We start from the raw sequence: 23,118 nt of genomic DNA, 5'->3' as shown, positions 1-23,118 counted from the left end.
CGACATGGGAGACGGCGGAGGCCGCGATTCCGGCGGGGATCCTGGAGAGCGCGAAACGACGTCGACGCGTCCGTTGCATTCGAGCATGTCGGCGCTGGCGTCGGTCTTCGTCGGCGGCGTCGTGGGAACACTCGCCCGTGTCGGTGTGGAGGAGGCGCTGCCGCACCGGCCTTCCGGGTGGCCGGTGGCAACCTTCGTGATCAACATCGTCGGAGCGTTCGTCCTCGGCCTCGTGCTGGAGAACTTGGCGAGGCGTGGACCGGATATCGGTGTGCGGCAACGAGTACGTCTGCTCGCGGGGACGGGGTTCTGCGGGGCGTTCACCACCTACAGCACGTTCGCGCTGGAAGCGGTGCTGCTGACTCGTGACGGACACTGGTCCACCGCATCGGCTTACGGGGCCGGGACCGTGGTCCTCGGCGGCGTCGCTGCCTGGGCGGGCATCGTCGTTGGAGCAGCCGGTCACCGCCGAAGGAGCGCTCGGTGATCGTCGTCCTCGTCGCTCTTGCGGGCGCACTCGGTGCGGTGACGCGGTTCGCCGTCGATTCGTGGTTCAGGAGTCGATTTCCGCGATCGGGGATTCCGTGGGCGATTGCGGCCATCAACGTCTCGGGTTCTCTCGTGCTCGGCCTTCTCGCGGGACTCGTTGTGTTGCAGAATGGTTCGACGGATCTTCAAGCTGTGATCGGAACCGGGTTCTGCGGCGGATACACCACGTTCAGCACCGCGAGTGTCGATACCGTCCGGCTCGTCCGGTCCGGGAAGCACGCGAAGGCCATCGGCTACGCCGTCGGCACGCTCGTGCTGTCGGTTGCGGCGTGTGCCGCGGGATTCGGGCTCGCCGGGCTTGCCTGACGGCCCGCAGCCAGGCTCATTCCTGTCCGACGCCTCGAATGTCCGTGCGTGTTCCCGACGAGGAACCGGCGCCCCGTCGCGTGGCTGCGAAAGCGCCTGCCGCACAGGCCCACCGGATTGCGTCGTCGGGGCCTGCGGACCACTCGGCGGCGAGCGCCCCGGTGAACGCGTCGCCTGCTCCCGTGGTGTCGATCGCGTCGACCGTGGGCGCGCGGAAGTCCGATGCCGACTCGGGGCCGCGGTAGTGGGCGCCTCGCGCGCCGAGGGTGGTGACGACGTGCGGCACTCGGGAGACGACGTCGGCCAACTCCCGTGCCTCGGCTTCGTTGACGACGAGAACGTCGACGGCCACGACGAGCTCGTCCGGCAGGTCCTGCGCAGGGGAGGGATTGAGTAGAACGAGAGTGCCGTGGTCGCGCGCGTGTGTTGCACCCTCGACGACGGTCTCCAGCGGGATCTCGAGTTGACACATGAGGATGTCGGCCCCCGCGATGGCGTCACGCTCGGCGTCGGACAGGGTGAGCAGTGACGAGTTGGCGCCCGCGACGACGACGATCGTGTTCTCGCCATCGCTGTCCACGGATATCGAGGCGACGCCGCTCGGTCCGTCGACGTGGCGAACCAGGGACGTGTCGATGCCGGCCTCGGTCAGAGTGTCGATCAGATCCTGGCCGAACGCGTCGGAGCCGACGGCCCCGAGGAAGGTCGTGTCGGCACCCGAGCGTGCGGCCGCCAACGCCTGGTTTGCGCCCTTGCCTCCTTGCGAGGCTGCGAAGGTGGTGCCGAGCAGGGTCTCACCCGGCTGAGGCAGCCGCGGCGTGAACGTCGTGAGGTCCATGTTGATGCTGCCGAGGACGGCAACACGGGTCGTTGGCATGAGCCGACGATATCCGCGACGTCCGAAGCCCGACGAGGCGATTGGTTGCAGATTGTTGACAATCTGCAAATCCTGAACCACGATAGTTCGCATGACAGCTCCAGCTCGCACACACCTCAGCCCCGCACTCAAGCAGGCCACACCGGTTGTCGTCGACTACGCGTCGGGCAGCTGGATCTACGGAACCGACGGAAACAAGTACCTGGACTTCACCACCGGAATCGGCGTCACCAGTACCGGGCACTGCCATCCGAAGGTCGTCGAGGCCGCGCGGGAACAGGTCGGCAAGATCATTCACGCGCAGTACACGACCGTGATGCACAAGCCGCTCCTGGAATTGACCGAGAAACTGGGTGACGTGCTGCCCGCCGGACTGAACAGCGTCTTCTACGCCAACTCCGGCTCCGAAGCCGTCGAGGCGTCGATCCGCCTCGCACGAATGGCCACCGGGCGTCCCAACATCATCGCGTTCCACGGAGGGTTCCACGGCCGAACGGTCGCGGCGGCGTCGCTGACGACGGCGGGCACCAAGTTCCGTTCCGGTTTCTCGCCCATCATGGGAGGCGTGCACATCGCGCCGTTCCCGTACGCATTCCGCTACGGCTGGGACACCGAGACGGCCGTCGCGTTCGCTCTGAAGGAGCTCGATTACCTTCTGGCGACGGTGTCCAGCCCCGCCGACACTGCCGCGTTCATCATCGAACCTGTGCTCGGCGACGGTGGCTACCTGCCGACCCCGCCCGCCTTCCTCGAAGGACTGCGCGAGCGCGCGGATCGACACGACATCGTCCTGGTCTTCGACGAAGTTCAGGCAGGTGTCGGACGCACCGGCAAGTTCTGGGGGCACGAGCACTCGGCTGCGCGCCCCGACATCGTCGTCACCGCGAAGGGACTCGCCTCGGGCTTCCCGATCTCGGCAATCGCTGCGTCCGAGGAACTCATGTCCAAGGCGTGGCCGGGTTCGCAGGGAGGGACATACGGCGGCAACGCCGTTGCCGCAGCCGCCGCAGTGGCCACACTCGACGTGGTGCGGGACGAGGGCCTCGTCGACAACGCAGCCGAGCAGGGCGCTGTTCTTCTCGATGGACTGAACGAGCTGAAGGGGCAGTACTCGGCCATCGGCGATGCTCGCGGCCTCGGTCTGATGCAAGCACTCGAATTCGTCGACGACAACGGAGCTCCCGACGCCGCGGCGGCAACCCGTGTGCAGCAGACCGCAATTTCCGAAGGTCTGCTGCTCCTCACCTGCGGGGGATTCGGAAACGTCGTCCGCATCATTCCCGCGCTCGTGGTCACCGACGACGAAGTCGCCGAAGGACTCGACGCGATCGCCCGGACCCTGAAGCGAGCATTGTGACCGTTCTCGATCCCGAACCCGAAGCCGCCGCGCGCGTGTTCGATGTTCTGCGGAGGACGGACATCGAGGTGGACGACTCACCTCGACGGCGTGCCGAGTACTCCTACGACGCCTCGAACTACCGCGTGCCACCTCTCGCTGTCGTGTTTCCGGCAACCGCGGACGAGGTCCGGACGGTGGTCCGAGCGTGCGCGAATGCCTGCGTACCCATAGTCAGCCGGGGAGGCGGCACCTCCATGGCGGGCAACGCGATCGGCGCTGGAATCGTTCTGGATTTCTCCCGTCACATGAACCGGGTCGTGTCGATCGATCAGCAGGGGAAATCCGCTGTCGTCGAGCCGGGAATCGTCATCTCCGAACTCGCCGCCGCCGTGTCGGCGGAGACGGCAGGGGCGCTGACGTACGCACCCGATCCGTCGAGCAAGTCTCGTGCCACCGTCGGCGGCGCGGTGGGCAACGATGCCTGCGGCAACCACTCGGTGCGCTACGGACGGACGGCCGATCACACGATCGCCCTCGATGTCGTCACTTCGGACGGTCATCTTCTACGGGCCACACGGGACGGACTCGCCGCCGTGGATCCTTCCGATTCCCGGTCGGTCGAGGCCGCCACTCGGATCGCTGCGGACCTGCGGTCGCTCGTCTCGGACCACATGGCGGATCTCCGTCTCGAGCTCGGTCTCATTCCGCGTCAGGTGTCGGGATTTCACCTGTCGACCCTGTTGCCCGAGAACGGATTCGACGTGGCGCGTGCGCTCGTGGGTAGCGAGGGCACCTGCGCGATCGTCGTCGCCGTGACGGTGTCTCTCGTGGAGGTACCTCCGGCTGCCCTGTTGCTCAGTCTGGGATACGAGGACGTCGTCGAAGCAGCCGAGGACGTCATGACGATTCTCGAATTCTCTCCCGCCGCGATCGAAGGCATCGACGAGAAGATCGTCGACACCATGCGGATGCGTCGCGGCGCGGACTCGGTGCGCGGCCTCCCGTCCGGCAACGCCTGGCTGTACGTCGACCTCGACGGCGATGACCCCACCGAGGTGGAGGACAAGGCCGAGCGTCTGCTCGAGCGACTCCGAGAACTGGGACGGTTGAAGGACGGTCGCGTCGTCGCCGACCCGTCCGAGCGGAAGTCGTTGTGGCGAGTGCGTGAGGACGGCGCTGGACTGTCGGCGCGACTGTCGGACGGCGCGAGCGGTATCACCGAATCCTGGCCCGGCTGGGAGGATTCGGCGGTGGCCCCGGAGAAACTCGCGGCGTATCTGGCCGACTTTCGCGACCTGCTGGCACACCACGGCTTGACCGGAGTGATGTACGGGCATTTCGGTGCCGGATGCATGCACGTGCGCATAACGTTCGACCAGCGGACGGACGAAGGCCGCGCGATCATGAACGCGTTCCTGCGGGATGCGGCAGCCCTCGTGGTCCGTCACGGCGGGTCGCTGTCCGGCGAACACGGTGACGGGCGCGCTCGTTCGGAGCTGCTGCCGGTGATGTACTCGACCACGATGCTGAGGGCGTTCGAGCGCTTCAAAGGCATCTGGGACCCTGCCGGACTGCTCAACCCGGGCAGTATCACCGACCCGGCGCCGATGATGAACGACCTTGCGCTGGCGAACATCCCGAAGCGGGAGTGGAAGACGACCTTCGATCTGCACCAGATCGGATCGGGCCCGGATCCTCGACCGGTCCCGCACCTCGACCCGTTCGTCCACGCCACACAGTCCTGTGTCGGAGTCGGCCGCTGTCGATCGAGCAGTGGCGGAGTGATGTGCCCCAGTTTCCGGGCGACCGGTGACGAGAAGGATTCCACCCGCGGGCGGGCACGAGTGCTGCAGGAGATGGTACGCAGCTCGAGAACCGTCGCCGAGGGATGGGCATCCACCGATGTCAAGGAGTCCCTCGATCTGTGCCTCTCCTGCAAGGCGTGCTCGTCCGACTGTCCGGTCGGCGTGGACATGGCGACCTACAAGGCGGAATTCCTCGACCATCACTACGCTGGCCGGGTGCGTCCGATGGCGCACTATTCGCTGGGATGGCTTCCGCGATGGCTGAAGGTGACCGCGCGGATCGCTCCGGCACTCAATGCCGTTCTGACGCCCAGAATCGGTGTGCTGGCAGCGAAACTCGGAGGACTGACGACCGAGCGCGCGCTTCCGCGATTCGCATCACGTGCAGAACTGAAGGCGCAGACGACCGACTCGGTCCAGGGCGGTGACGTCGTGCTGTTCGTCGACTCGTTCACGAAGGGATTTCGGCCGGAGATCGTCGGCGCTGCTGTTCGAGTCCTCGCCGACGCTGGCCGAACAGCCGAGTGCCGCAGCGACGTCTGCTGCGGGCTCACCTGGATCTCCACCGGGCAGCTTGCGACGGCCAGGAAGCACCTTGCTCGGACGGCGGACGCGCTCGACGACGGCACCGACCGTCCCATCGTCGTCACCGAACCGAGTTGCGCGGCGGCACTGAAGAAGGACCTACCGGAACTGGTGAACACCGACGCCGCACGACGCGTCGCAGCGCGCGTGCAGAGCTTCGCGGGCGCAGTGATCGACCAGGCGGCAGGCGGGTGGACGCCGACGGCGACGGTTCCGGACGCCGTGACCGTCCAGACGCACTGCCACGAATACGCCGTCTTCGGTGAAGCGACCCAACGGAAGGCGTTGGCCGCTGCAGGAATCGAGTCGATCGACGAAGCAACCGGATGCTGCGGCGTGGCAGGAAACTTCGGCTTCGAACCCGATCACTACGAGATGAGCATGAAGGTGTCCGAACAAGCCCTCGCTCCGGCCGTGCGTCGGGCGGGGGATCGACCGATCCTCACCGACGGTTTCAGCTGCCACATGCAGGTCCGCCAGCTCACCGACAACCACAGCGCCGGGGCCTCGACGCACCTCGCGCACATTCTCGATCCAGGCACCACCAGGAGGGACGTATGACCACATCACTGACCCGACCCGAGATCGATTCACCGACCCAGGTGTTCATCGGCGGCCACTGGCGCGACGCACACGGCGGAAAGACGTTCGACGTCGTCGATCCTGCGACAGGTGAGACCATCGCCACCGTCGCCGACGGCGGCGTCACCGATGCGGAGGCGGCCATGGCAGCCGCATCGGAAGCCCAGAAGTCGTGGGCGCAGACGGCTCCTCGTGAACGCAGCATCATCCTCCGTCGGGCTTTCGAGTTGATCGTCGAGCGCACCGAGGAACTCGCCGCGATCATCACCGCCGAGATGGGAAAGCCGCTGGCGGATGCGCGCGGTGAGGTCGCCTACGGCGCCGAGTTCTTTCGCTGGTTCTCGGAAGAAGCGGTGCGGATTTCAGGTGATCACACCCTGACCGGCGACGGGAAGAACCGCATCATCGTCACCCGCGAACCCGTCGGCCCGTGCATCCTGGTCACCCCGTGGAACTTTCCGCTCGCCATGGGTACGCGAAAGATCGGCCCAGCATTGGCCGCCGGGTGCACCGTGGTGTTCAAACCGGCCGAACAGACACCTCTGACCGCTCTGGCCCTGGCCGCAATTCTGGTCGAGGCGGGAGTGCCGGACGGAGTCGTCAACGTCGTACCGACGACCGACGCTGCGAGCGTCGTCGGTTCGTGGATGGCGAGCGGAGACGCGCGCAAGATCAGCTTCACCGGTTCGACCGAAGTAGGGAAGATTCTTCTGGCGCAGGCTGCACCGACGGTGATGCGTACGTCGATGGAACTCGGTGGCAATGCACCCTTCGTCGTCGCCGAGGGAGCCGACGTCGATCGGGCCGTGGACGGCGCGATGGTAGCGAAGATGCGCAACATGGGCGAGGCATGCACCGCGGCCAACCGGTTCTTCGTACATCGTTCCGTGGCAATCGAGTTCGCCGAGAAGCTGGGCGCGCGAATGGACGCACTGAACGTCGGCCCCGGCGACGGTGACGGAGTGGAGGTCGGGCCGCTCATCGACGAGGACGGCCGGGCCAAGGTGCAGCGCCTCGTCGACGACGCTCTGGAGCGAGGCGCCCGCGCAGTCGTCGGAGGTGCGCCGGACGACGGCCCGGGGTACTTCTACCCGCCGACGGTGCTCGATTCGGTGGATCCCGCATCGGATCTGATGTCGACCGAGATCTTCGGGCCGGTGGCCGCTGTGGTTCCGTACGACACCGAGGACGAGGTGATCGCGTTGGCCAACGACACCGAATGGGGACTCGTCGGATACGTGTTCACCCAGGACATCGATCGAGCGCTCCGGATGGGGGAGCGGCTGGAAGTAGGGATGGTCGGGTTGAACACGGGGCTCGTGTCCAACCCGGCGGCGCCGTTCGGCGGGGTCAAGCAATCGGGGTTGGGCCGCGAGGGCGGCAGGGTCGGTATCGACGAGTTCCTCGAGTACAAGTATTTTGCTATCCCGAGGTCCTAGCGGAGGAGAGACCAGTGCCAGGATCAAGAAGACTGACGCCGATCAACGCGCGCAACACGTCGATGGTGATCGCCGATCAGATCCGCGACCGCATCATCGACGGCTCCTACGCGCCCGGTGAGCAGATCAACGAGGCGAATGTTGCTGCCGAGTTGGAGATCTCCCGCGGACCGGTGCGAGAAGCGCTGCAACGGCTCAACCAGGAAGGGTTGTTGGTCAGCTACCGCAACCGCGGAGTGTTCGTCGTCGAACTCAGCAGCGACGACGTCGCGGAGATCTACGAGGCTCGCGCGGCGATCGAGGTGGGCGCCGCGTGGACTCTCGTGCACGGCGACGAATCGACATTGACGACAACTGCTGCTCGGTTGTCGGCGATCGTGGACCAGATGCAGCCCTACATCGATCGCGCGGACTGGTTCGGACTGGCCGAGCGTGACCTCGCGTTCCACACCGCCCTCGTGTCCGCGACGTCGAACAGTCGCATGTCGCGGATGTACGCGACGCTGGCGGCGGAGGCGCGCATCTGCATGGCCAACCTCGAAACCGCGTACTACCGGCCGGAGGCATTGGTCGAGGAGCACCAGTTGCTGGTGAACCTGCTTGTCGGCGGGGACTGGCCTGCGTTGGAGGCCGGCGTGCACGAGCACATGGACACCGCAATCCACGATCTGACGCGTGCGATGGCCGACGAGGCAACTGGTATCGCTCAATAGCTGGTCGAGGCACGTGCGCGCGGGTGAATCGGTGATGAATCGCCCGCGTGCACGAGCCGAAACGAAGAAGTAACACGGATTTCCTTGCGGCGGAGTGGACCTGGCATTTAGCCTGATTGTCAACAATCTGCAAACTGCAGATCGATTGAACGGACACACCTGACAATGCCTCGAAAGGGGGTACCAGTGAACGACTACTTCGCAGCCGAACTCACCAGTGCGGTCGGACCGAACCACTCCGAGGGCCTCGCCGAATACGCGGACCTGCCCAACAGCACGCCCATCACGTTCACCGACGACGAGTACTCCGCCCGCCTCGCCGCGGTACGGGCATCGATGGCGTCACAGAACCTCACGGCGCTCATCGTCACCGATCCGTCCAATCTGTACTACCTGCTCGGCTACAACGCCCTGTCGTTCTACACCCCACAGATGCTCTACGTGCCGCTGGAAGGCGAACTGTACTTCTTCGCCCGAGAAATGGACGCGAACGGAGCGTTCCGGACGTCGTGGCTTCCACAGGAGCAGACGTTCGGCTATCCCGAGACCTTCGTGCAGCGCAAGGACACCCACCCGTTCGTGTGGGTCGCGCAGCGCCTCCGGGAACTCGGTGTGGTGAACAACTTCTCGCACGGCCAAGTCGGTCTGGAGATGGACTCGTACTACTTCAGCCCCAAAGCGTTCGAAGCGTTGGTCAAATCCCTTCCCGAGTACCGATTCACCGACTCCTACGAATTGATCAACTGGGTGCGCGTGATCAAGTCACCCGCCGAGATCGACCTGATGCGCGGTGCCGCCAAGGTCTGCGAGTCCGCGATGTCGGCAGCCTACGACGCAGTGGTCGTCGGAGGACGACAGTGCGACGCAGCCGCGGCCATCATGAACGCACAGGTACGCGGAACGGACGACTTCGGCGGCGACCACCCCGCGATCGTCCCGATGCTTCCCACCGGCGCCGGCGCGGACACACCGCACCTCACGTGGTCCGACCAGAGGTTCATCGCAGGGGAGACCACGGTCGTCGAACTCGCAGGCGTCTTCCGTCGATACCACGTACCCATGGCACGCACCATCGTGCTCGGAAAGCCCAGCAAGCGACTCGACTACCTCGCGCGATCCACCGGAGAAGCGCTCGACGGAGTCCTCGCCGAAGTTCGACCGGGAACGACGACAACCGAACTCGCGCAGATCTGGAACGTCGGCCTCGCGAAACACGGCCTGCACAAACCGTCCCGCATCGGATACTCCATCGGCATCGCCTACGCACCGGACTGGGGCGAACGCACCGTCAGCATCCGAACCGACGACGACACCGTCCTCGCCGAGAACATGACCTTCCACATCATCGGCGGAATGTGGATGGACGACTACGGATACGAAGTCTCCGAAGCCGTCAGAGTCACCGACCGCGGAGTGGAAACCTTCACCTCGTACCCCCGCCGTCTACTGACGAAGGAGTGAACATGCACGCCACCTCGCTCAACCATTCCGCAGGCTCCACTCCTGAATCCCCAGGCTCCACTCCTGCCACCCCGGGTCATTCCGCAGGCTCCACTCCTGCCATCCCGTGGGCACTGCGGACCGACAAACTCGTCGGATCGGTCATCGACTCGTCCACCTCCCTCCTCGCTGCGCAGAAGCACGACATCGTTCGATTCGCGATGGGTTCGCCTGCTGCAGAGACGGTTCCAGCGGCGGCGTTCTCCGAGATCGCGGCGCAGGTGATGACGACGGACGCCATGGATTACGCCGCCACCGAAGGCGATCCCGGGCTGATCGACGCCCTGCTGGAGTACCTCGACTCGGTAGGGGAGCCGACGTCGGCCGACCGAATCGTGATCACCTCGGGCGGGATGCAGGGGCTCGATCTTGCCTGCAAGCTGTTCGTGGATCCCGGTGACCTCGTCATCGTCGAGAGTCCGACGTACACGAACGGAACCGCGACGGTACTGAGCTACGGCGGCGAAGTGCTCGAAGCGCCGATGGATTCCGACGGGTTGATAGTCGAAGCGTTGCCCGAACTCGTGGCCCGAGCGGGACGCCCGCCGAAGATGATCTACGTCATTCCGAACTTCCAGAACCCGTCCGGCACCACCATGTCGCTGGCACGACGCACTCTGCTGCTCGAGCTCGCGCACAAGTGGGGATCGGTGATTCTCGACGACGATCCGTACGGGCTGCTTCGGTTCGAGGGCGAGAACATCCCGAGTTTCGCCGCGCTGAGTCCCGGGGACCCGCTGGTTTTCTCGGTACGTACGTTCTCCAAGATGATCGCACCCGGTCTGCGGGTCGGATGGGTCGACGCCGCACCGCAGGCCAGGCAGTTGCTCATCAATGCGAAGCAGGCAATGGACACGTGCACCAATCTGCCCAACCAACGAATGATCGCCGAGTTCATCCGCAGGGGACAGTTGACCGAACACCTACGATCGCTCGCCGCGGTCTATCGGCCGCGGAAGATCGCGATGCAGCGAAGCCTGGAGAAGTACTTCGGCGACAGGATCGAGACGACGGATCCCGAGGGTGGTTTCTTCCTCTGGGCCACGTTGCGCGGCACAGCCTCCGCCGTGTCCACGCAGGACCTGTTCGAGGTAGCTCTGGCTGAAGGTGTCGCCTACATTCCCGGTCCCGCGTTGTCCGTCGGCGGCAAGTTTCACGACTCGCTGAGGTTGTGTTTCGCGTCCTCGACTCCCGAGCGGATCGACGAAGGTGTGAAAAGACTGGCCGCAGCAGTGGACCGGGCGGTGGACACCATGTCCAGCGATCCCACTCGATGACCACGAAGGAAGTCACCGACTTCGAGAACTCTCTGCTCCGATCCATCGACACCGACGAGATCGTCTCTCTGGCTTCGGCGTTGATCGATGCCGGTGGTGAGAACCCAGGTGGTACCGAGGGCGGCGTCGCGCATGTTCTTGCCTCACGGTGCCGCGATCTGGGATTTCGAGTGGAAATGGTGGAGGTAGCGCCAGGTCGCCCGAATGTGATTGTCTCGATAGGGGAATCAGGAGAATCAGGGAAATCAGGGGATTCGGGTGTTCTGTTCGTCGGCCACTCCGACGTCGTTCCCGCCGGGGGTGGTTGGTCGACGGACCCGTTTCGTGCAACGACACGGGACGGTCGACTGTACGGCCGCGGCGCGTGCGACATGAAGGGTGGTCTGGCCGCCGTGGTCGTGGCGATGGCCGCGATCGAGCGCAGTGCAAGCGAACTCACTGCACCGATCTCGCTCGCTTGCCTCGTCGACGAGGAGGACACCGGTCTCGGGATCAGAGCGTTCGTGCAGAGGGGCAACGCACCGAGTCGACCGTCGCCGAGATACTCGCACTGCATTGTCGCGGAGCCGACAGACCTCGTGACGATCACCGGGTGCCGGGGTGCGGCGAACCTGGAGATCGTGGTGACGGGCAGATCCGCGCACGCCGGGAGGCCGAGCAACGGTCGCAACGCGATCGCGGCCGCGGCGACGATCGTCGGACTCGTCGAGAGGTCCGCAGTTCGGATGCGGCAGAGCCCGCACCCTGTCCTCGGTCCCGCGACCTGGAACGTCGGCACGATCGACGGTGGTACCGGAACCTCGATGGTCGCCGATCGGTGCGTCCTCACCGTCGATCGGCGGCTTCTGCCCGGCGAAGACGCACACGAGATCGCCCGCGAGCTGCGCCTCTCGATCGACGACGCCGGTATCACCGGTGACGGCATCGAAGTCTCCGTTGGCGTTTCGATGGAGATGCCTGGCTTTCTGACCAGCGAGAACAGTGACACAGCAGTCGCGGCGGTCGCTGCGGTGACCGACGCCGTCGGCTCTCGCGGGACCGACGTGTGGACCGCATCGTGCGACGGAGGTTTCGTCGCCCGAGATCTGGGTACGCCGGTCGTCGTGTTGGGACCGGGTGAGATCGAAACGCAGGCTCATCAACCCGACGAATCGGTGTCGGTCCAGCAATTGTGCGACAGCGCAAGGGCGTACGCATTGATGGCGTCCAGAATCGTTGCGCTACCTGCAGTTTTGTCCAGGTCCAAGGGGTAGTGCGAAAACGCGAACATCAGCTTCCGTAGTGTGAAACGCTGCGAAGTACCAACCCGACGCTCCACGTTTGTACACAAAGCGAGAGGTATTCCGGCCGTGACACAGTCGTCCAGCAGTGGGTCCGACAGCAGTGGGTCCGACAGTAGTAAAGCCAGAACAGGGGGACACGGAAGTCCTACCGGTTATCCGCCCGACACCTCCGAATTGAATCCGGAGGAGACCAAAATCCTGCACCGTGCCATCGGCGGTTCGGCACTCGGTAACGCAGTCGAATGGTTCGACTACGCAGTGTACGGCTACCTCGCGGTGTACATCGCGGCAAACTTCTTCCCGTCGGAGGACGGGGGAGCGAGCCTGCTGTCCACTTTCGCAGTGCTCGCGGCATCGTTCATCATCCGGCCTATCGGTGGCATCGTGCTCGGCCCACTGGGAGACCGCATCGGCAGGCAGAAGGTCCTGGTCCTGACGGTGACGATGATGTCGATCGCCACAGCGGCCATCGGCATTCTCCCCACATTCGACACGATCGGAATCCTTGCCCCGATCCTGCTGCTCGTCTGCCGACTGGTCCAGGGCTTCTCCACCGGTGGCGAGTACGGCGGCGCGGCCGTGTTCATGGCCGAGTACGCACCGGACCGTCGCCGAGGATTCTTCGGTTCGTTCCTCGAATTCGGCACTCTGGCAGGCACTGTCGCCGGTGCTACTCTCTGCACCCTGCTCAACCTCGGTCTCGGCGACGACACCATGGAGGCATGGGGCTGGCGCATTCCGTTCCTGCTGACCTTGCCGCTCGGCATCGTCGCGCTGTGGCTGCGGACGCGGCTCGAGGACTCCCCGGTGTTCTCCGAAGCGAAGGCAGACGGCGAAACGGTCTCCGAGGGTGCATCGGGCGGCGGTGCCATCGCGTCGCTGAAGACGACGATGACGTACTGGCAGCGCATTCTCATTCTGATGGGATTCGTGCTGCTGCTCAACATCGCGTACTACACGGTGCTGACGTTCCTGCCGTCCTATCTCAGCGACACTCTGGGCCACAGCACAACTCAGTCCAACTTCACTCTCGTGATCATCATGTTGATCATGATGGCCATCATCAACCCGATCGGATCTCTGTCCGATCGAATCGGCCGGAAACCGCTGTTGCTGGCCGCATGCGTCGGGTATTTCGTGTTCAGCGTTCCGCTGTTCCTGCTCATCATCAACACCGGCCTCGTCGGTCAGTCCATCGGACTGCTCGGACTCGGCATCCTGCTGGTGATCATGTGCTCGTGCGTCTCCTCGACCCTACCGGCACTGTTCCCGACGCAGGTGCGTTACGGCGCGTTCGCCATCGGCTACAACGTCTCGACGTCGCTGTTCGGTGGTACTGCACCCCTGATCCTGACGTTCCTGATCGACAGGACCGGATCGAACTTGATCCCCGGCTGGTACATGATGCTCGCCGCGGCCATTGCGTTCGTGCCGATCATGCTGATGCCGGAAACAGCAGGACGTTCGCTGCGGGGCAGTCAGTGCCCGGGCGACAACGACGACGAGGTCGCGGCGTCCGGTGTGGAACTCGTGGGGTATAAGAAGTAGTGGTGGACAAGCCTGTTGTCGTCGTTCTCCATGCCGACGATCTGCCTGTCGGCATGGAGACGGTGTCCGCGGCGGCGGAAGTCCGATACGCCACCGCCGACACTCTCGCGGATGCCGTCCCCGGGGCGGACGTGCTGCTGCTGTGGGACTTCTTCTCGTCCGCGGTCGAGCAGGTGTGGAGCAGGTGCGACTCGCTGAAATGGATTCACATCGCAGCCGCCGGAGTCGACTCGCTCATGTTCGACGATCTGGCCGATTCCGACGTCGTGGTGACGAACTCACGCGGAATCTTCGACCGACCGATCGCCGAGTACGTTCTCGGGCAGGTGCTCGCCTTCGCGAAGGATGCAGCTGGTTCCGCTGCGCTCCAGCAGCGAAAGGAGTGGAGGCACAGGGAAACCGAACGCATCGACGACGCTCATGCCATGGTCGTCGGCACCGGTGCCATCGGTCGCGAGATCGGCCGTGTGCTGAGAGCCGTCGGAATGAAGGTGTCCGGTGTGGGTCGTACGGCCAGATCGAGCGACGCGGACTTCGGTGTGGTGCACGCCAGTTCGGACCTGGGCCAGGTCGTGTCCGACGTGGACTACCTCGTGCTCGTTGCTCCGCTGACCGACTCGACGCGAGGTCTGGTCAGCGCCGACGTGTTGGCTGCCACGAAACCCGGTGTGCGAGTGATCAACGTAGGTAGGGGAGAACTGCTCGACACCGAAGCGCTGCTGGTGCAACTCCGGGCAGGGCACATAGCAGGGGCTGCGTTGGACGTGTTCGAGATCGAACCGCTGCCGGCCGACAGCCCGATCTGGACCACCGAGAACCTCGTGGTCACACCGCACATGAGCGGTGACGCGCGCGGGTGGCGAGAAAGACTGTCCGAGTTGTTCGTCGCCAACTTCGACAACTACTCCCGGTCCGCGGACCTCGTCAACGTGGTCGACAAGAAATTGGGCTTCGTAGGCTGAATCACCACTTCTCGTCTTCTCTACCCGTCACTGTTGGAAGTTGTGCGGTGCCGGTCAGCTTCGCGCGTACTGATTCGGGACCGGTGGGCTCATCTCCGCACCCAACTCGCGGGCGGCACGGCGAGGCCAGTACGGATCACGCAGAAGCTCACGGCCCAACAGAACCGCTGTTGCTTCACCGGTGGACACGATGTCCTCGGCCTGCTTCGGCTCGGTAATGAGCCCCACCGCAGCAGCCGGGATGGTCGTCTCGTTCTGGACCCGCTTCGCGAAAGGCACCTGATACCCCGGACCGACGGGAATGTGAGCGCGTACGTTTCCGCCGCTCGATACGTCGATCAAATCGACGCCGTGATCCTGCAGCAGCTGAACGAGCGCGACGGTCTGATCCGCAGTCCAGCTCGGAGCCTCCAGCCCTTCGTCGTCGCCGAGCCAGTCGGTAGCGGACACACGAACGAACACGGGCAGATCCGCCGGCCACACCGCGCGTACCGCGTCGACGACCTCGAGGAGCAGGCGCGTACGTCCGGCGAAGTCGCCGCCGTACTCGTCGGTGCGCTTGTTGCTGGCGGCAGACAGGAATTGGTGGATGAGGTATCCGTGCGCTGCGTGGATTTCGACGACCTCGAATCCGGCGCGAAGGCTCCGCTCGGCAGCGGCGGCGAAGTCCGCGACGATGCCGGCGATGTCCTCGGTGGTTGCTTCCACCGGCGTCGAGTAGTCGCCGAAGGCGAGTGCACTCGGCCCGACTGTCGTCCAGCCGAGCGGTTCGTCGGCTGGGATCGACTCGCCACCGGCCCACGGCTCGGTCGTCGACGCCTTGCGCCCGGCGTGCGCGAGCTGGATGCCGGCTACCGATCCGAAGGAGTGGATCTGCGACACGATGTCCGCGAATGCGTCGGCCTGGCGGTCGTTCCAGATCCCGAGGTCGGCCGGGCTGATACGGCCTTCCGGGCTCACGGCGGAGGCTTCGGTGAGGACGAGCCCGACGCCGCCGATGGCACGACTGACCAGGTGCGTGCGGTGCCAATCGTGAGGGACTCCGACGTCGCCACCCTCCTTTGCCGCGGAGTACTGACACATCGGCGCCATCCACACACGGTTCGGGAACGTGACGCCCCGCAGGGTCAGGGGCTCGAACAAGGCGCTCAAAGGTTTCTCCTTCGTCGTTCACGAGACGGGCTGCCGGTCGAAGTGCAGACCCTCGAAGCGTGGCAACCGACGCGACGGCGTCGTCATTCCCGACTCCGTTGCGCCGACTCACCGACTGCAGGAACGTCCGTGCAGGACGGTTAGTGTGTAGTGCATGACTGCAGCACCCACCCACGAACAGGTGGACGAGCGTGAACTCGTTCATGCCGCGGCCAAGCGAGCGAGGATCGCCTCCCGCACCCTGGCCCTCCTCACCACCGCCGAGAAGGATGCTGCGCTCCATGCAGCGGCGGACGCAGTGCTCGCCGCAGCTCCACAGGTCATCGAAGCCAACACTGCGGACGTCGAGGCCGCACGTGCCGCCGGCACCGACGAGGGTCTGCTCGATCGCCTGAGGTTGACCGACGCTCGCATCGACGGAATCGCCGCCGGTCTGCGCCAGGTCGCCGGCCTACCGGACCCGGTCGGGGAGGTCGTTCGGGGCTCGACGCTGCCGAACGGTCTGGAGATTCGTCAACAGCGCGTTCCGCTGGGCGTCGTCGGAATGGTCTACGAAGCGCGGCCGAACGTGACGGTCGACGCCTTCGGTCTTGCCTTCAAGTCCGGTAACGCCGCGCTGCTGCGGGGATCCTCCTCCGCGGCACGATCCAACGCCGCTCTCGTCGACGCTATCGGGGGCTCGCTCGCAGCCGGCGGACTACCCGTCGACGCGGTGCAGCTTCTGCGTAGCTCCGATCGCTCCACGGTCACCCACCTGATCCAGGCCCGCGGCCTCGTCGACGTCGTCATTCCGCGCGGCGGAGCCGGACTGATCTCGGCAGTCGTTCGTGATGCGACGGTGCCGACGATCGAGACCGGTGTCGGCAACTGCCACATCTACGTGCACTCGGCCGCGGACCTCGATACCGCGGAGAAGATCGCCCTGAACTCCAAGACTCGACGCGTCAGCGTGTGCAATGCGGCGGAAACCATTCTGGTCGACCAATCGATTGCGGACGTCGCGGTTCCGCGTCTGCTGCAGGCATTCCAGGCGCACAGGGTCGTCGTGCACGGTGACCTGCCCGGATTGGTGCCCGCGACGGAGAAGGACTGGTCCGAGGAGTACCTGTCTCTCGACGTCGCGTTGAAGGTCGTCGACGGAATCGACGCCGCGATCTCGCACATCGACACCTACGGCACCGGACACACGGAGGCCATCGTCACCGCAGACCTCGGTGCCGCACGCGAGTTCACGACGCGAGTCGACGCCGCTGCCGTCATGGTGAATGCGTCGACTGCCTTCACCGATGGAGAGCAGTTCGGCTTCGGCGCCGAAATCGGCATCTCCACCCAGAAGTTGCACGCCCGAGGCCCGATGGGTCTTCCGGAGCTCACGTCGACCAAGTGGATCGTCTGGGGCGAGGGGCACACCCGACCGGTCTGATCGTGCCCGGAGTGACCGAGGTCCCGAAGCAGAACCCGAGAGGATTGACCGTGGATCGAGCATTACCGACGACACCACCTTTGTTCGCGAGCGTCGACGACGTCGTGACCAAGCTCGCCGAGACGGGATACCTCGCGAACAAGGCGACGGCGACGTCGGTGTTTCTCGCGGACCGGCTCGGTAAGCCGCTTCTCATCGAGGGACCGGCGGGCGTGGGCAAGACAGAGCTCGCGCGGGCCGTCGCGCAGACAGCGGGCGCAGAACTGGTGCGTCTGCAGTGCTACGAAGGCGTCGACGAGGCCCGTGCGCTGTACGAGTGGAACCACGCCAAGCAGATCCTCCGCATCCAATCCAGCACCACCGGGTCCGCCGGCTGGGACGAGACCAAGCTGGATGTGTTCTCCGAGGAATTCCTGCTGGCCCGCCCACTTCTCCAGGCCATCCGCCGCGAGGATCCGACGGTGCTGTTGATCGACGAAACGGACAAGGCCGACGTCGAGATCGAGGGCCTGCTTCTCGAGGTGCTCAGTGACTTCGCCGTCACCATCCCCGAACTCGGCACCATCACGGCGGTGCGGCGACCGTTCACGGTCCTCACCTCCAACGCCACCCGTGAGCTGTCCGAGGCCCTGAAGCGGCGCTGCCTGTTCCTGCATCTCGATTTTCCGGATGCCGATCTCGAACGCAAGATCCTCGCGAGCCGTGTACCCGAGCTCCCCGAGGCCATCGCCGAGCAGCTGGTGCGCGTCGTGCGCGTCATGCGGGCGATGCAACTCAAGAAGTTGCCGTCGGTAGCGGAGACGATCGACTGGGGACGTACCCTGCTCGCCCTCGGCATGGACACACTCGACGACGACGCGGTCCGTGCCACGCTCGGGGTCGTGCTCAAGCACCAGTCCGATCAGGACAAGGCCGCGGCCGAGCTCCGGTTGAACTGACATGCTTGCACCGCACGGGCTTCCCGGCCACCTCGTCGACTTCGTCGAGGCGCTGCGGAAACGCGGCATATCCGTCGGGCCGTCGGAGACCGTGGACGCGGGGCACGTGCTCGCGGTTCTGGATCTGCTCGATCGCGAAGCGCTCCGTGAAGGGCTGGCCTGCGCGCTGTTGCGGCGGCCCACGCACCGCGACACCTACGACGCGTTGTTCGACCTGTGGTTCCCTGCTGCTACCGGGCAACGCGACTCCGGCCGGATAGACACCGCCCTTCCGCGCACACCCGACGGGGACGTCGATTTCATCGCACTCCGCGAACTCATCACCGACCTGCTCGTCGACGGCAGCGAGGAGGCGATCGGCCTGACCGAGATGCTCGCTGCGCAGATGGTCGAGGAGCTCGGCCAGTACAAATCGGCGAACGGACCGTCGTTCTCGGCGTACCAGGCTCTCCGGGACGTCGCTCCGGACACATTGCTCAGCCGGATACTCGAAGGATTGCTCGGCAACGCCGAGACAGGGTCGAACCGGTCCGCGGGATCGTACGAGGACGAGGTCGCGAAGCGGACGGCCGCTCAGCGCATCGCCGACCTGAAGAAGATGGTGGACAAGGAGACTCGCCGCCGCGCCGCCGAGCGCCTCGGCAAGGAACGCGTCGCGAGCTACGGCGTTCCCAAGCTCGCCGAGGAAGTCGACTTCCTCCGAGCGTCGGACACCGAGATGGTCGCCCTGAAGCGGAGCGTCGCGCCACTTGCGCGGCTGCTGGCGAGCCGCCTCGCCGCGAGACGGCAGCGCAGCACGCGCGGCTCGATCGATCTCCGTCGGACGCTCAGAAAATCGATGTCCACCGGAGGCGTACCCATCGATCTCGTGCAGCGCAAGCCCAGGCGAGCGCGTCCCGAGCTCGTGGTGCTGTGCGACGTCTCCGGTTCCGTTGCAGGCTTCAGCCACTTCACGTTGTTGCTCGTCCACGCGCTGCGGGAGCAGTTCTCGCGGGTACGCGTGTTCGCGTTCATCGACTCGACGGACGAGGTGACTCGATTCTTCGACACCGGAAGCGACCTGGGAGCTGCCATGTCCCGGATCATGCGGGAATCCGAGCTGATCACCTACGACGGCCACTCCGACTACGGCAACGCGTTCGAGACGTTCGACGACAAGTACGCGCACACCGTCACCTCTCGAACCTCGGTGCTCGTCCTGGGCGACGGCCGCACGAACTATCGGGATCCGAAGCTCGACGCACTGGCACGAACGGTTGCGGTGGCCAAACACGCGTACTGGCTCAATCCGGAACCGAAGGGTCAGTGGGGGACCGGCGACTCCGCGGCGAAGGTGTACAGCGACGTGATCGGAATGTACGAGTGCCGATCGGCACAGCAGCTGAGCGACATCGTCTCGCGACTCCTTCCCGTCTGAGCACGGCAAGTAAGCTCGTCAATCGTGCACCGACAACCCGACGTAGTTCGCAGGCTGGGAGTGATGGGCGGAACGTTCGATCCCATCCACCACGGCCACCTCGTGGCAGCGAGCGAGGTCGCCAACAGCTTCGGCCTCGACGAGGTCATCTTCGTCCCGACGGGTACACCGTGGCAGAAGGAAGGCAAAGCCGTCAGCCCGGCCGAGGATCGCTATCTCATGACGGTCATCGCGACGGCGTCGAATCCACGGTTCTCGGTCAGTCGCGTCGACGTGGACCGCGAGAAACTCACCTACACGGTGGACACACTTCGTGACCTGCGCGAGCAGCATCCCAGCGCCGAGTTGTACTTCATCACCGGCGCCGACGCCCTGGAAAGCATCCTCACCTGGCAGAACTGGGAGGAACTGTTCGAGCTCGCCAAATTCGTCGGAGTATCGAGGCCGGGCTTCGAACTGGGTGTCGAGCACCTGGCGGATCATCTCCAAGACCTGCCGAAGGACGCCCTGACGCTGATCGAGATCCCGGCCCTCGCGATCAGCTCCACCGAATGCCGACTACGCGCCAGCGAGAATCGCCCGGTCTGGTACCTGGTTCCGGACGGCGTGGTCCAGTACATCTCCAAGCGCAACCTCTACCGACCACGAGGCGAACAGCGCCTCGACGGCTCCGTCACCATGTCGGAGCCTGCCCCCCAGAAGACACAAGCCGGTTCGACACACTCGAGTTCCACACAACGGGAGACAAGTTAAGTGACTGCTACAGACCAGGCCACCTCGATCGCACGTATCGCGGCACTCGCGGCCGACGACAAGCTGGCGAGCGACGTCGTGGTTCTCGACGTCTCGGAGCAGTTGGTCATCACCGACTGCTTCGTCATCGCCTCGGCGCCCAACGAGCGCCAGGTCAACGCGATCGTCGAGAACATCGAGGACAAGCTCCGCGAAGAAGGCTTCAAGCCCGTCCGCAAAGAAGGAACCAGGGAAGGCCGTTGGGCCCTGCTGGACTACGTCGACGTCGTCGTGCACGTGCAGCACAACGACGAGCGGAACTTCTACGCCCTCGAGCGACTGTGGAAGGACTGCCCCAGCATCGAGGTCAACGGGCTCGGCGAGCGTCCCGAGACGTCCGAGACAGCAGGCGACGACGGTTCGGATTCTGAGCAGTGACCGAACCGACGAAACGGCAGCTGATCCTGCTGCGCCACGGTCAGACCGAGTACAACGCAGGCGACCGGATGCAGGGACAGCTGGACACCGACCTCACCGAACTCGGACGATCCCAGGCCAAGACCGCGGCCGCAGAACTCGCGACCCGTTCACCGCTCCGCATCGTGTCCTCCGACCTGCGACGCGCCTACGACACCGCGGTTGCGCTCGGTGACGCGTCGGACGTAGTCGTCGACATCGATCAGCGACTCCGGGAGACGCACCTCGGCGAATGGCAGGGTCTGACCCACCTCGATGTCGACGCCGTCGCGCCCGGGGCTCGGGCCGCATGGCGCGCCGACGCGACGATGTCACCTCCAGGAGGCGAAAGCCGCATCGACGTCGCGCGCCGCAGCTTGCCCGTCGTGCAGGAACTCGTCGCAGATCTACCGGAGTGGGGAGCCGACGGGGCGAACGCACCCGTCGTCCTCGTCGCTCACGGCGGTCAGATCGCCGCCCTGACCGCGGCGTTGCTGGACCTGCCGGTGGACCGGTGGCCGGTCCTCGGCGGACTGTCCAACACGAGTTGGGTGCAGTTGAGCAGCCACGGAGAGGGCGAGAATCTCGGCTGGCGCCTCGACGTGTGGAATGCGTCGGCACGGGTGGCCAGTGACGTCCTCTGACGCTCCCGCCCCCGTTCTGTTGGTGCTGGCGGACTCGCTGAGTTACTACGGGCCCGAAGGCGGACTGCCCGTCGACGATCCTCGAATCTGGCCGAATATCGTTGCCGCCGAGCTGGGTTGGACGGTAGAGCTGGTCGCTCGGATCGGCTGGACGAGCCGGGACGCGTGGTGGGCGCTGACCCAGGATCCACGGGTGTGGGCCGCGATCCCCAAGGCCGGCGCCGTCGTGTTCGGTGTCGGTGGAATGGACTCGCTGCCGTCGCCCATGCCGACGGCGTTCCGTGAGCAGATTCGATACATTCGCCCGCCCGCGCTTCGCAGGATCGTTCGAACCGGATACCAGTGGGCGCAGCCGCGACTCGCGCACCTCGGGTGGCCGGTCGCTCTGCCGCCCAAACTCAGCGTCGACTATCTGGAACAGTCGCGTGCCGCGCTGGCCTACGTCCGCCCGGATCTACCGGTCGTCGGGACGCTTCCTTCCGTGCACCGCTCCGAGGCCTACGGCCGGGTCCACTCCGGGCGTCCGGCGGCGGAAAAGGCTCTGCGGCAGTGGAGTTCGAGCACCGGTGTCCCGCTCGTGGATCTTGCCGCCGCCGTACGAGCGAACATCGACTCCGGACAGGCGAACCCGGACGGGATTCACTGGGGCTGGGACGCCCACGTACAGGTCGCCGCCGCCATGCTTTCGGTGCTGAGAACGGTCACACCCGATCGGAGCGCACCGGCGTGACGGTCGTCGTGGTGACCGACTCGTCGGCATGCATCGGCCCCGAACGCGGTGGTTCGGCAATCGCGGTGGCACCGCTTCATGTGTTCGTCGACGGCGTCGACCTGCGGGAGGGCGTCGACACAATCCCCGAGGACTTCGCCGCGCAGGGCCCGGTGACGACAGCCGGAGCGTCGCCGTCCGAGCTGACCGACCTCTACGCGGACGCCCTCGATCGCAGTGGCGGTGACGGCGTTGTGGCCGTGCACATCTCGCGCGGACTGTCGAGCACGTGGGAGGCTGCGCGTCAGGCTGCAGCGGCCGTCGGCGATCGAGTTCGTGTGGTCGATTCGGCCTCCGCAGGCATGGGGCTCGGCTATGTGGTGCTCGCCGCAGCGCGCTCGGCCGCGAACGGTGACGGTCTCGACGATGTGTACGACACCGCAGCGTCGAAGTCGGCGAGAACGAGCAGCTTCATCGTCGTCGATCGTCTCGACCACCTTCGTCGCGGCGGCAGAATCGGTGCTGCCGCAGCACTGCTCGGTACCGCACTCGCGATGAAACCGGTGCTGCACCTCACCGACGGAAAACTGGTATTAGGCGAGAAGGCACGCACCTCGACGAAAGCGCTGGGCAAGCTCGTCGACGCTGCCTCGAGGGTGGCAGAGGGCGCCGCCGGCTCGGGGGACGACGACCTCGCCATGACGGTGCACCACATGCTCTGCCCGGACCGTGCCGACACGGTGGTGTCCATGCTGCGCGAGCGCATCGCGCACCCGATCGACATCGATGTGGTGCCCTTCGGTGCTGTTCTCGGAGCGCACGTCGGGCCCGGCGCGGTCGGGGTAGTCGTCGCGCAGTAGCCGTCGTCGGACCGCCTCGGGG

At 65.4% G+C, this 23,118-nt stretch carries 21 protein-coding genes; 19 read left to right on the top strand and 2 right to left on the bottom strand.

Going from position 1 to position 23,118, the window contains the following annotated elements:
• Positions 1-4: 4 nt before the first annotated feature.
• Together H292_RS0112740 and crcB are read left to right on the top strand one after the other, a co-directional pair.
• Positions 5-487 (top strand): fluoride efflux transporter FluC, encoded by a 483-nt coding sequence (locus tag H292_RS0112740; protein ID WP_019664714.1) that lies wholly within the window; start codon positions 5-7, stop codon positions 485-487.
• On the top strand, positions 484-855 hold the full coding sequence (gene crcB / locus H292_RS0112735; RefSeq protein ID WP_020111658.1) for a fluoride efflux transporter CrcB: 372 nt from the start codon (positions 484-486) through the stop codon (positions 853-855). Before H292_RS0112740 ends, crcB begins: the two co-directional genes overlap by 4 nt.
• 16 nt (positions 856-871) lie before the next feature.
• Here the strand turns inward: crcB and H292_RS0112730 are convergent, their stop codons facing one another.
• Positions 872-1,732 (bottom strand): ribokinase, encoded by an 861-nt coding sequence (locus H292_RS0112730; RefSeq protein WP_027498793.1) that lies wholly within the window; start codon positions 1,730-1,732, stop codon positions 872-874.
• Positions 1,733-1,823: 91 nt separating this feature from the next.
• Between H292_RS0112730 and H292_RS0112725 the strand changes: the two genes are divergently transcribed.
• From H292_RS0112725 to H292_RS0112685, 9 genes are all read left to right on the top strand, one after another.
• Positions 1,824-3,089 carry an aspartate aminotransferase family protein gene (locus tag H292_RS0112725; protein ID WP_019664711.1) on the top strand — a complete coding sequence of 422 codons (1,266 nt, stop codon included), beginning with the start codon at positions 1,824-1,826 and terminating at the stop codon, positions 3,087-3,089.
• A complete protein-coding gene (locus H292_RS0112720) occupies positions 3,086-6,022 on the top strand; it encodes an FAD-binding and (Fe-S)-binding domain-containing protein (RefSeq protein WP_020111656.1) in 2,937 nt (978 codons plus the stop codon). The genes H292_RS0112725 and H292_RS0112720 overlap by 4 nt, the downstream gene beginning before the upstream one ends.
• Positions 6,019-7,482 carry an NAD-dependent succinate-semialdehyde dehydrogenase gene (locus H292_RS0112715; RefSeq protein ID WP_019664709.1) on the top strand — a complete coding sequence of 488 codons (1,464 nt, stop codon included), beginning with the start codon at positions 6,019-6,021 and terminating at the stop codon, positions 7,480-7,482. The genes H292_RS0112720 and H292_RS0112715 overlap by 4 nt, the downstream gene beginning before the upstream one ends.
• Before the next feature lie 14 nt (positions 7,483-7,496).
• Positions 7,497-8,195, top strand: coding sequence for a GntR family transcriptional regulator (locus H292_RS0112710; RefSeq protein ID WP_231383832.1), 699 nt, complete (start codon positions 7,497-7,499; stop codon positions 8,193-8,195).
• A gap of 282 nt (positions 8,196-8,477) precedes the next feature.
• On the top strand, positions 8,478-9,656 hold the full coding sequence (locus H292_RS0112705; RefSeq protein ID WP_026347727.1) for a M24 family metallopeptidase: 1,179 nt from the start codon (positions 8,478-8,480) through the stop codon (positions 9,654-9,656).
• 2 nt (positions 9,657-9,658) lie between these two features.
• Positions 9,659-10,972 (top strand): aminotransferase-like domain-containing protein, encoded by a 1,314-nt coding sequence (locus tag H292_RS0112700; RefSeq protein WP_442978562.1) that lies wholly within the window; start codon positions 9,659-9,661, stop codon positions 10,970-10,972.
• The gene (locus H292_RS0112695) at positions 10,969-12,225 is read left to right on the top strand and encodes a M20 family metallopeptidase (RefSeq protein ID WP_020111653.1); all 1,257 of its coding nucleotides are present in this window, start codon (positions 10,969-10,971) and stop codon (positions 12,223-12,225) included. The genes H292_RS0112700 and H292_RS0112695 overlap by 4 nt, the downstream gene beginning before the upstream one ends.
• Before the next feature lie 204 nt (positions 12,226-12,429).
• Positions 12,430-13,803: an MFS transporter gene (locus H292_RS0112690; protein ID WP_019664704.1), complete on the top strand. Its 1,374-nt coding sequence runs from the start codon at positions 12,430-12,432 to the stop codon at positions 13,801-13,803.
• Positions 13,803-14,765, top strand: coding sequence for a D-2-hydroxyacid dehydrogenase (locus tag H292_RS0112685; RefSeq protein WP_019664703.1), 963 nt, complete (start codon positions 13,803-13,805; stop codon positions 14,763-14,765). Before H292_RS0112690 ends, H292_RS0112685 begins: the two co-directional genes overlap by 1 nt.
• A gap of 54 nt (positions 14,766-14,819) precedes the next feature.
• On the opposite strand, the gene H292_RS0112680 is transcribed toward H292_RS0112685, so the two are convergent.
• Positions 14,820-15,917: an NADH:flavin oxidoreductase/NADH oxidase gene (locus H292_RS0112680; RefSeq protein ID WP_026347726.1), complete on the bottom strand. Its 1,098-nt coding sequence runs from the start codon at positions 15,915-15,917 to the stop codon at positions 14,820-14,822.
• Positions 15,918-16,071: 154 nt separating this feature from the next.
• Between H292_RS0112680 and H292_RS0112675 the strand changes: the two genes are divergently transcribed.
• Genes H292_RS0112675 through H292_RS0112640 form a run of 8 tightly spaced genes read left to right on the top strand, consistent with a single transcriptional unit; the run spans position 16,072 to position 23,096 of the window.
• Positions 16,072-17,340: a glutamate-5-semialdehyde dehydrogenase gene (locus H292_RS0112675; protein WP_020111652.1), complete on the top strand. Its 1,269-nt coding sequence runs from the start codon at positions 16,072-16,074 to the stop codon at positions 17,338-17,340.
• Between the two features lie 50 nt (positions 17,341-17,390).
• Entirely contained in the window at positions 17,391-18,278 is an 888-nt protein-coding gene (locus H292_RS0112670) for an AAA family ATPase (RefSeq protein ID WP_027498791.1), read from the top strand.
• A gap of 1 nt (position 18,279) precedes the next feature.
• On the top strand, positions 18,280-19,695 hold the full coding sequence (locus tag H292_RS0112665) for a vWA domain-containing protein (protein ID WP_019664699.1): 1,416 nt from the start codon (positions 18,280-18,282) through the stop codon (positions 19,693-19,695).
• 24 nt (positions 19,696-19,719) lie between these two features.
• Positions 19,720-20,448, top strand: a complete 729-nt coding sequence (gene nadD / locus H292_RS0112660) for a nicotinate-nucleotide adenylyltransferase (protein ID WP_254924953.1) — start codon at positions 19,720-19,722, stop codon at positions 20,446-20,448.
• Positions 20,449-20,865, top strand: a complete 417-nt coding sequence (gene rsfS, locus H292_RS0112655) for a ribosome silencing factor (protein WP_020111650.1) — start codon at positions 20,449-20,451, stop codon at positions 20,863-20,865.
• Positions 20,862-21,527: a histidine phosphatase family protein gene (locus H292_RS0112650; RefSeq protein ID WP_020111649.1), complete on the top strand. Its 666-nt coding sequence runs from the start codon at positions 20,862-20,864 to the stop codon at positions 21,525-21,527. Before rsfS ends, H292_RS0112650 begins: the two co-directional genes overlap by 4 nt.
• Positions 21,514-22,257 (top strand): diglucosylglycerate octanoyltransferase, encoded by a 744-nt coding sequence (gene octT / locus H292_RS0112645; protein ID WP_019664695.1) that lies wholly within the window; start codon positions 21,514-21,516, stop codon positions 22,255-22,257. Before H292_RS0112650 ends, octT begins: the two co-directional genes overlap by 14 nt.
• Positions 22,254-23,096 carry a DegV family protein gene (locus tag H292_RS0112640; RefSeq protein ID WP_020111648.1) on the top strand — a complete coding sequence of 281 codons (843 nt, stop codon included), beginning with the start codon at positions 22,254-22,256 and terminating at the stop codon, positions 23,094-23,096. Before octT ends, H292_RS0112640 begins: the two co-directional genes overlap by 4 nt.
• Positions 23,097-23,118 lie beyond the last annotated feature (22 nt).

Source organism: Rhodococcus sp. 114MFTsu3.1, assembly GCF_000383555.1.
GTDB lineage: Bacteria > Actinomycetota > Actinomycetes > Mycobacteriales > Mycobacteriaceae > Rhodococcoides > Rhodococcoides fascians_E.
This window is presented reverse-complemented; position numbering and strand designations above follow the sequence as displayed.

What these genes read in the sequence shown, in the direction of transcription:
- H292_RS0112740 (WP_019664714.1), top strand. Translation starts at nt 5, where the DNA reads ATGGGAGACGGCGGAGGCCGCGATTCCGGCGGGGATCCTGGAGAGCGC.
- H292_RS0112730 (WP_027498793.1), bottom strand. Translation starts at nt 1,732, where the DNA reads ATGCCAACGACCCGTGTTGCCGTCCTCGGCAGCATCAACATGGACCTC.
- H292_RS0112725 (WP_019664711.1), top strand. Translation starts at nt 1,824, where the DNA reads ATGACAGCTCCAGCTCGCACACACCTCAGCCCCGCACTCAAGCAGGCC.
- H292_RS0112715 (WP_019664709.1), top strand. Translation starts at nt 6,019, where the DNA reads ATGACCACATCACTGACCCGACCCGAGATCGATTCACCGACCCAGGTG.
- H292_RS0112700 (WP_442978562.1), top strand. Translation starts at nt 9,659, where the DNA reads ATGCACGCCACCTCGCTCAACCATTCCGCAGGCTCCACTCCTGAATCC.
- H292_RS0112695 (WP_020111653.1), top strand. Translation starts at nt 10,969, where the DNA reads ATGACCACGAAGGAAGTCACCGACTTCGAGAACTCTCTGCTCCGATCC.
- H292_RS0112675 (WP_020111652.1), top strand. Translation starts at nt 16,072, where the DNA reads ATGACTGCAGCACCCACCCACGAACAGGTGGACGAGCGTGAACTCGTT.
- H292_RS0112665 (WP_019664699.1), top strand. Translation starts at nt 18,280, where the DNA reads ATGCTTGCACCGCACGGGCTTCCCGGCCACCTCGTCGACTTCGTCGAG.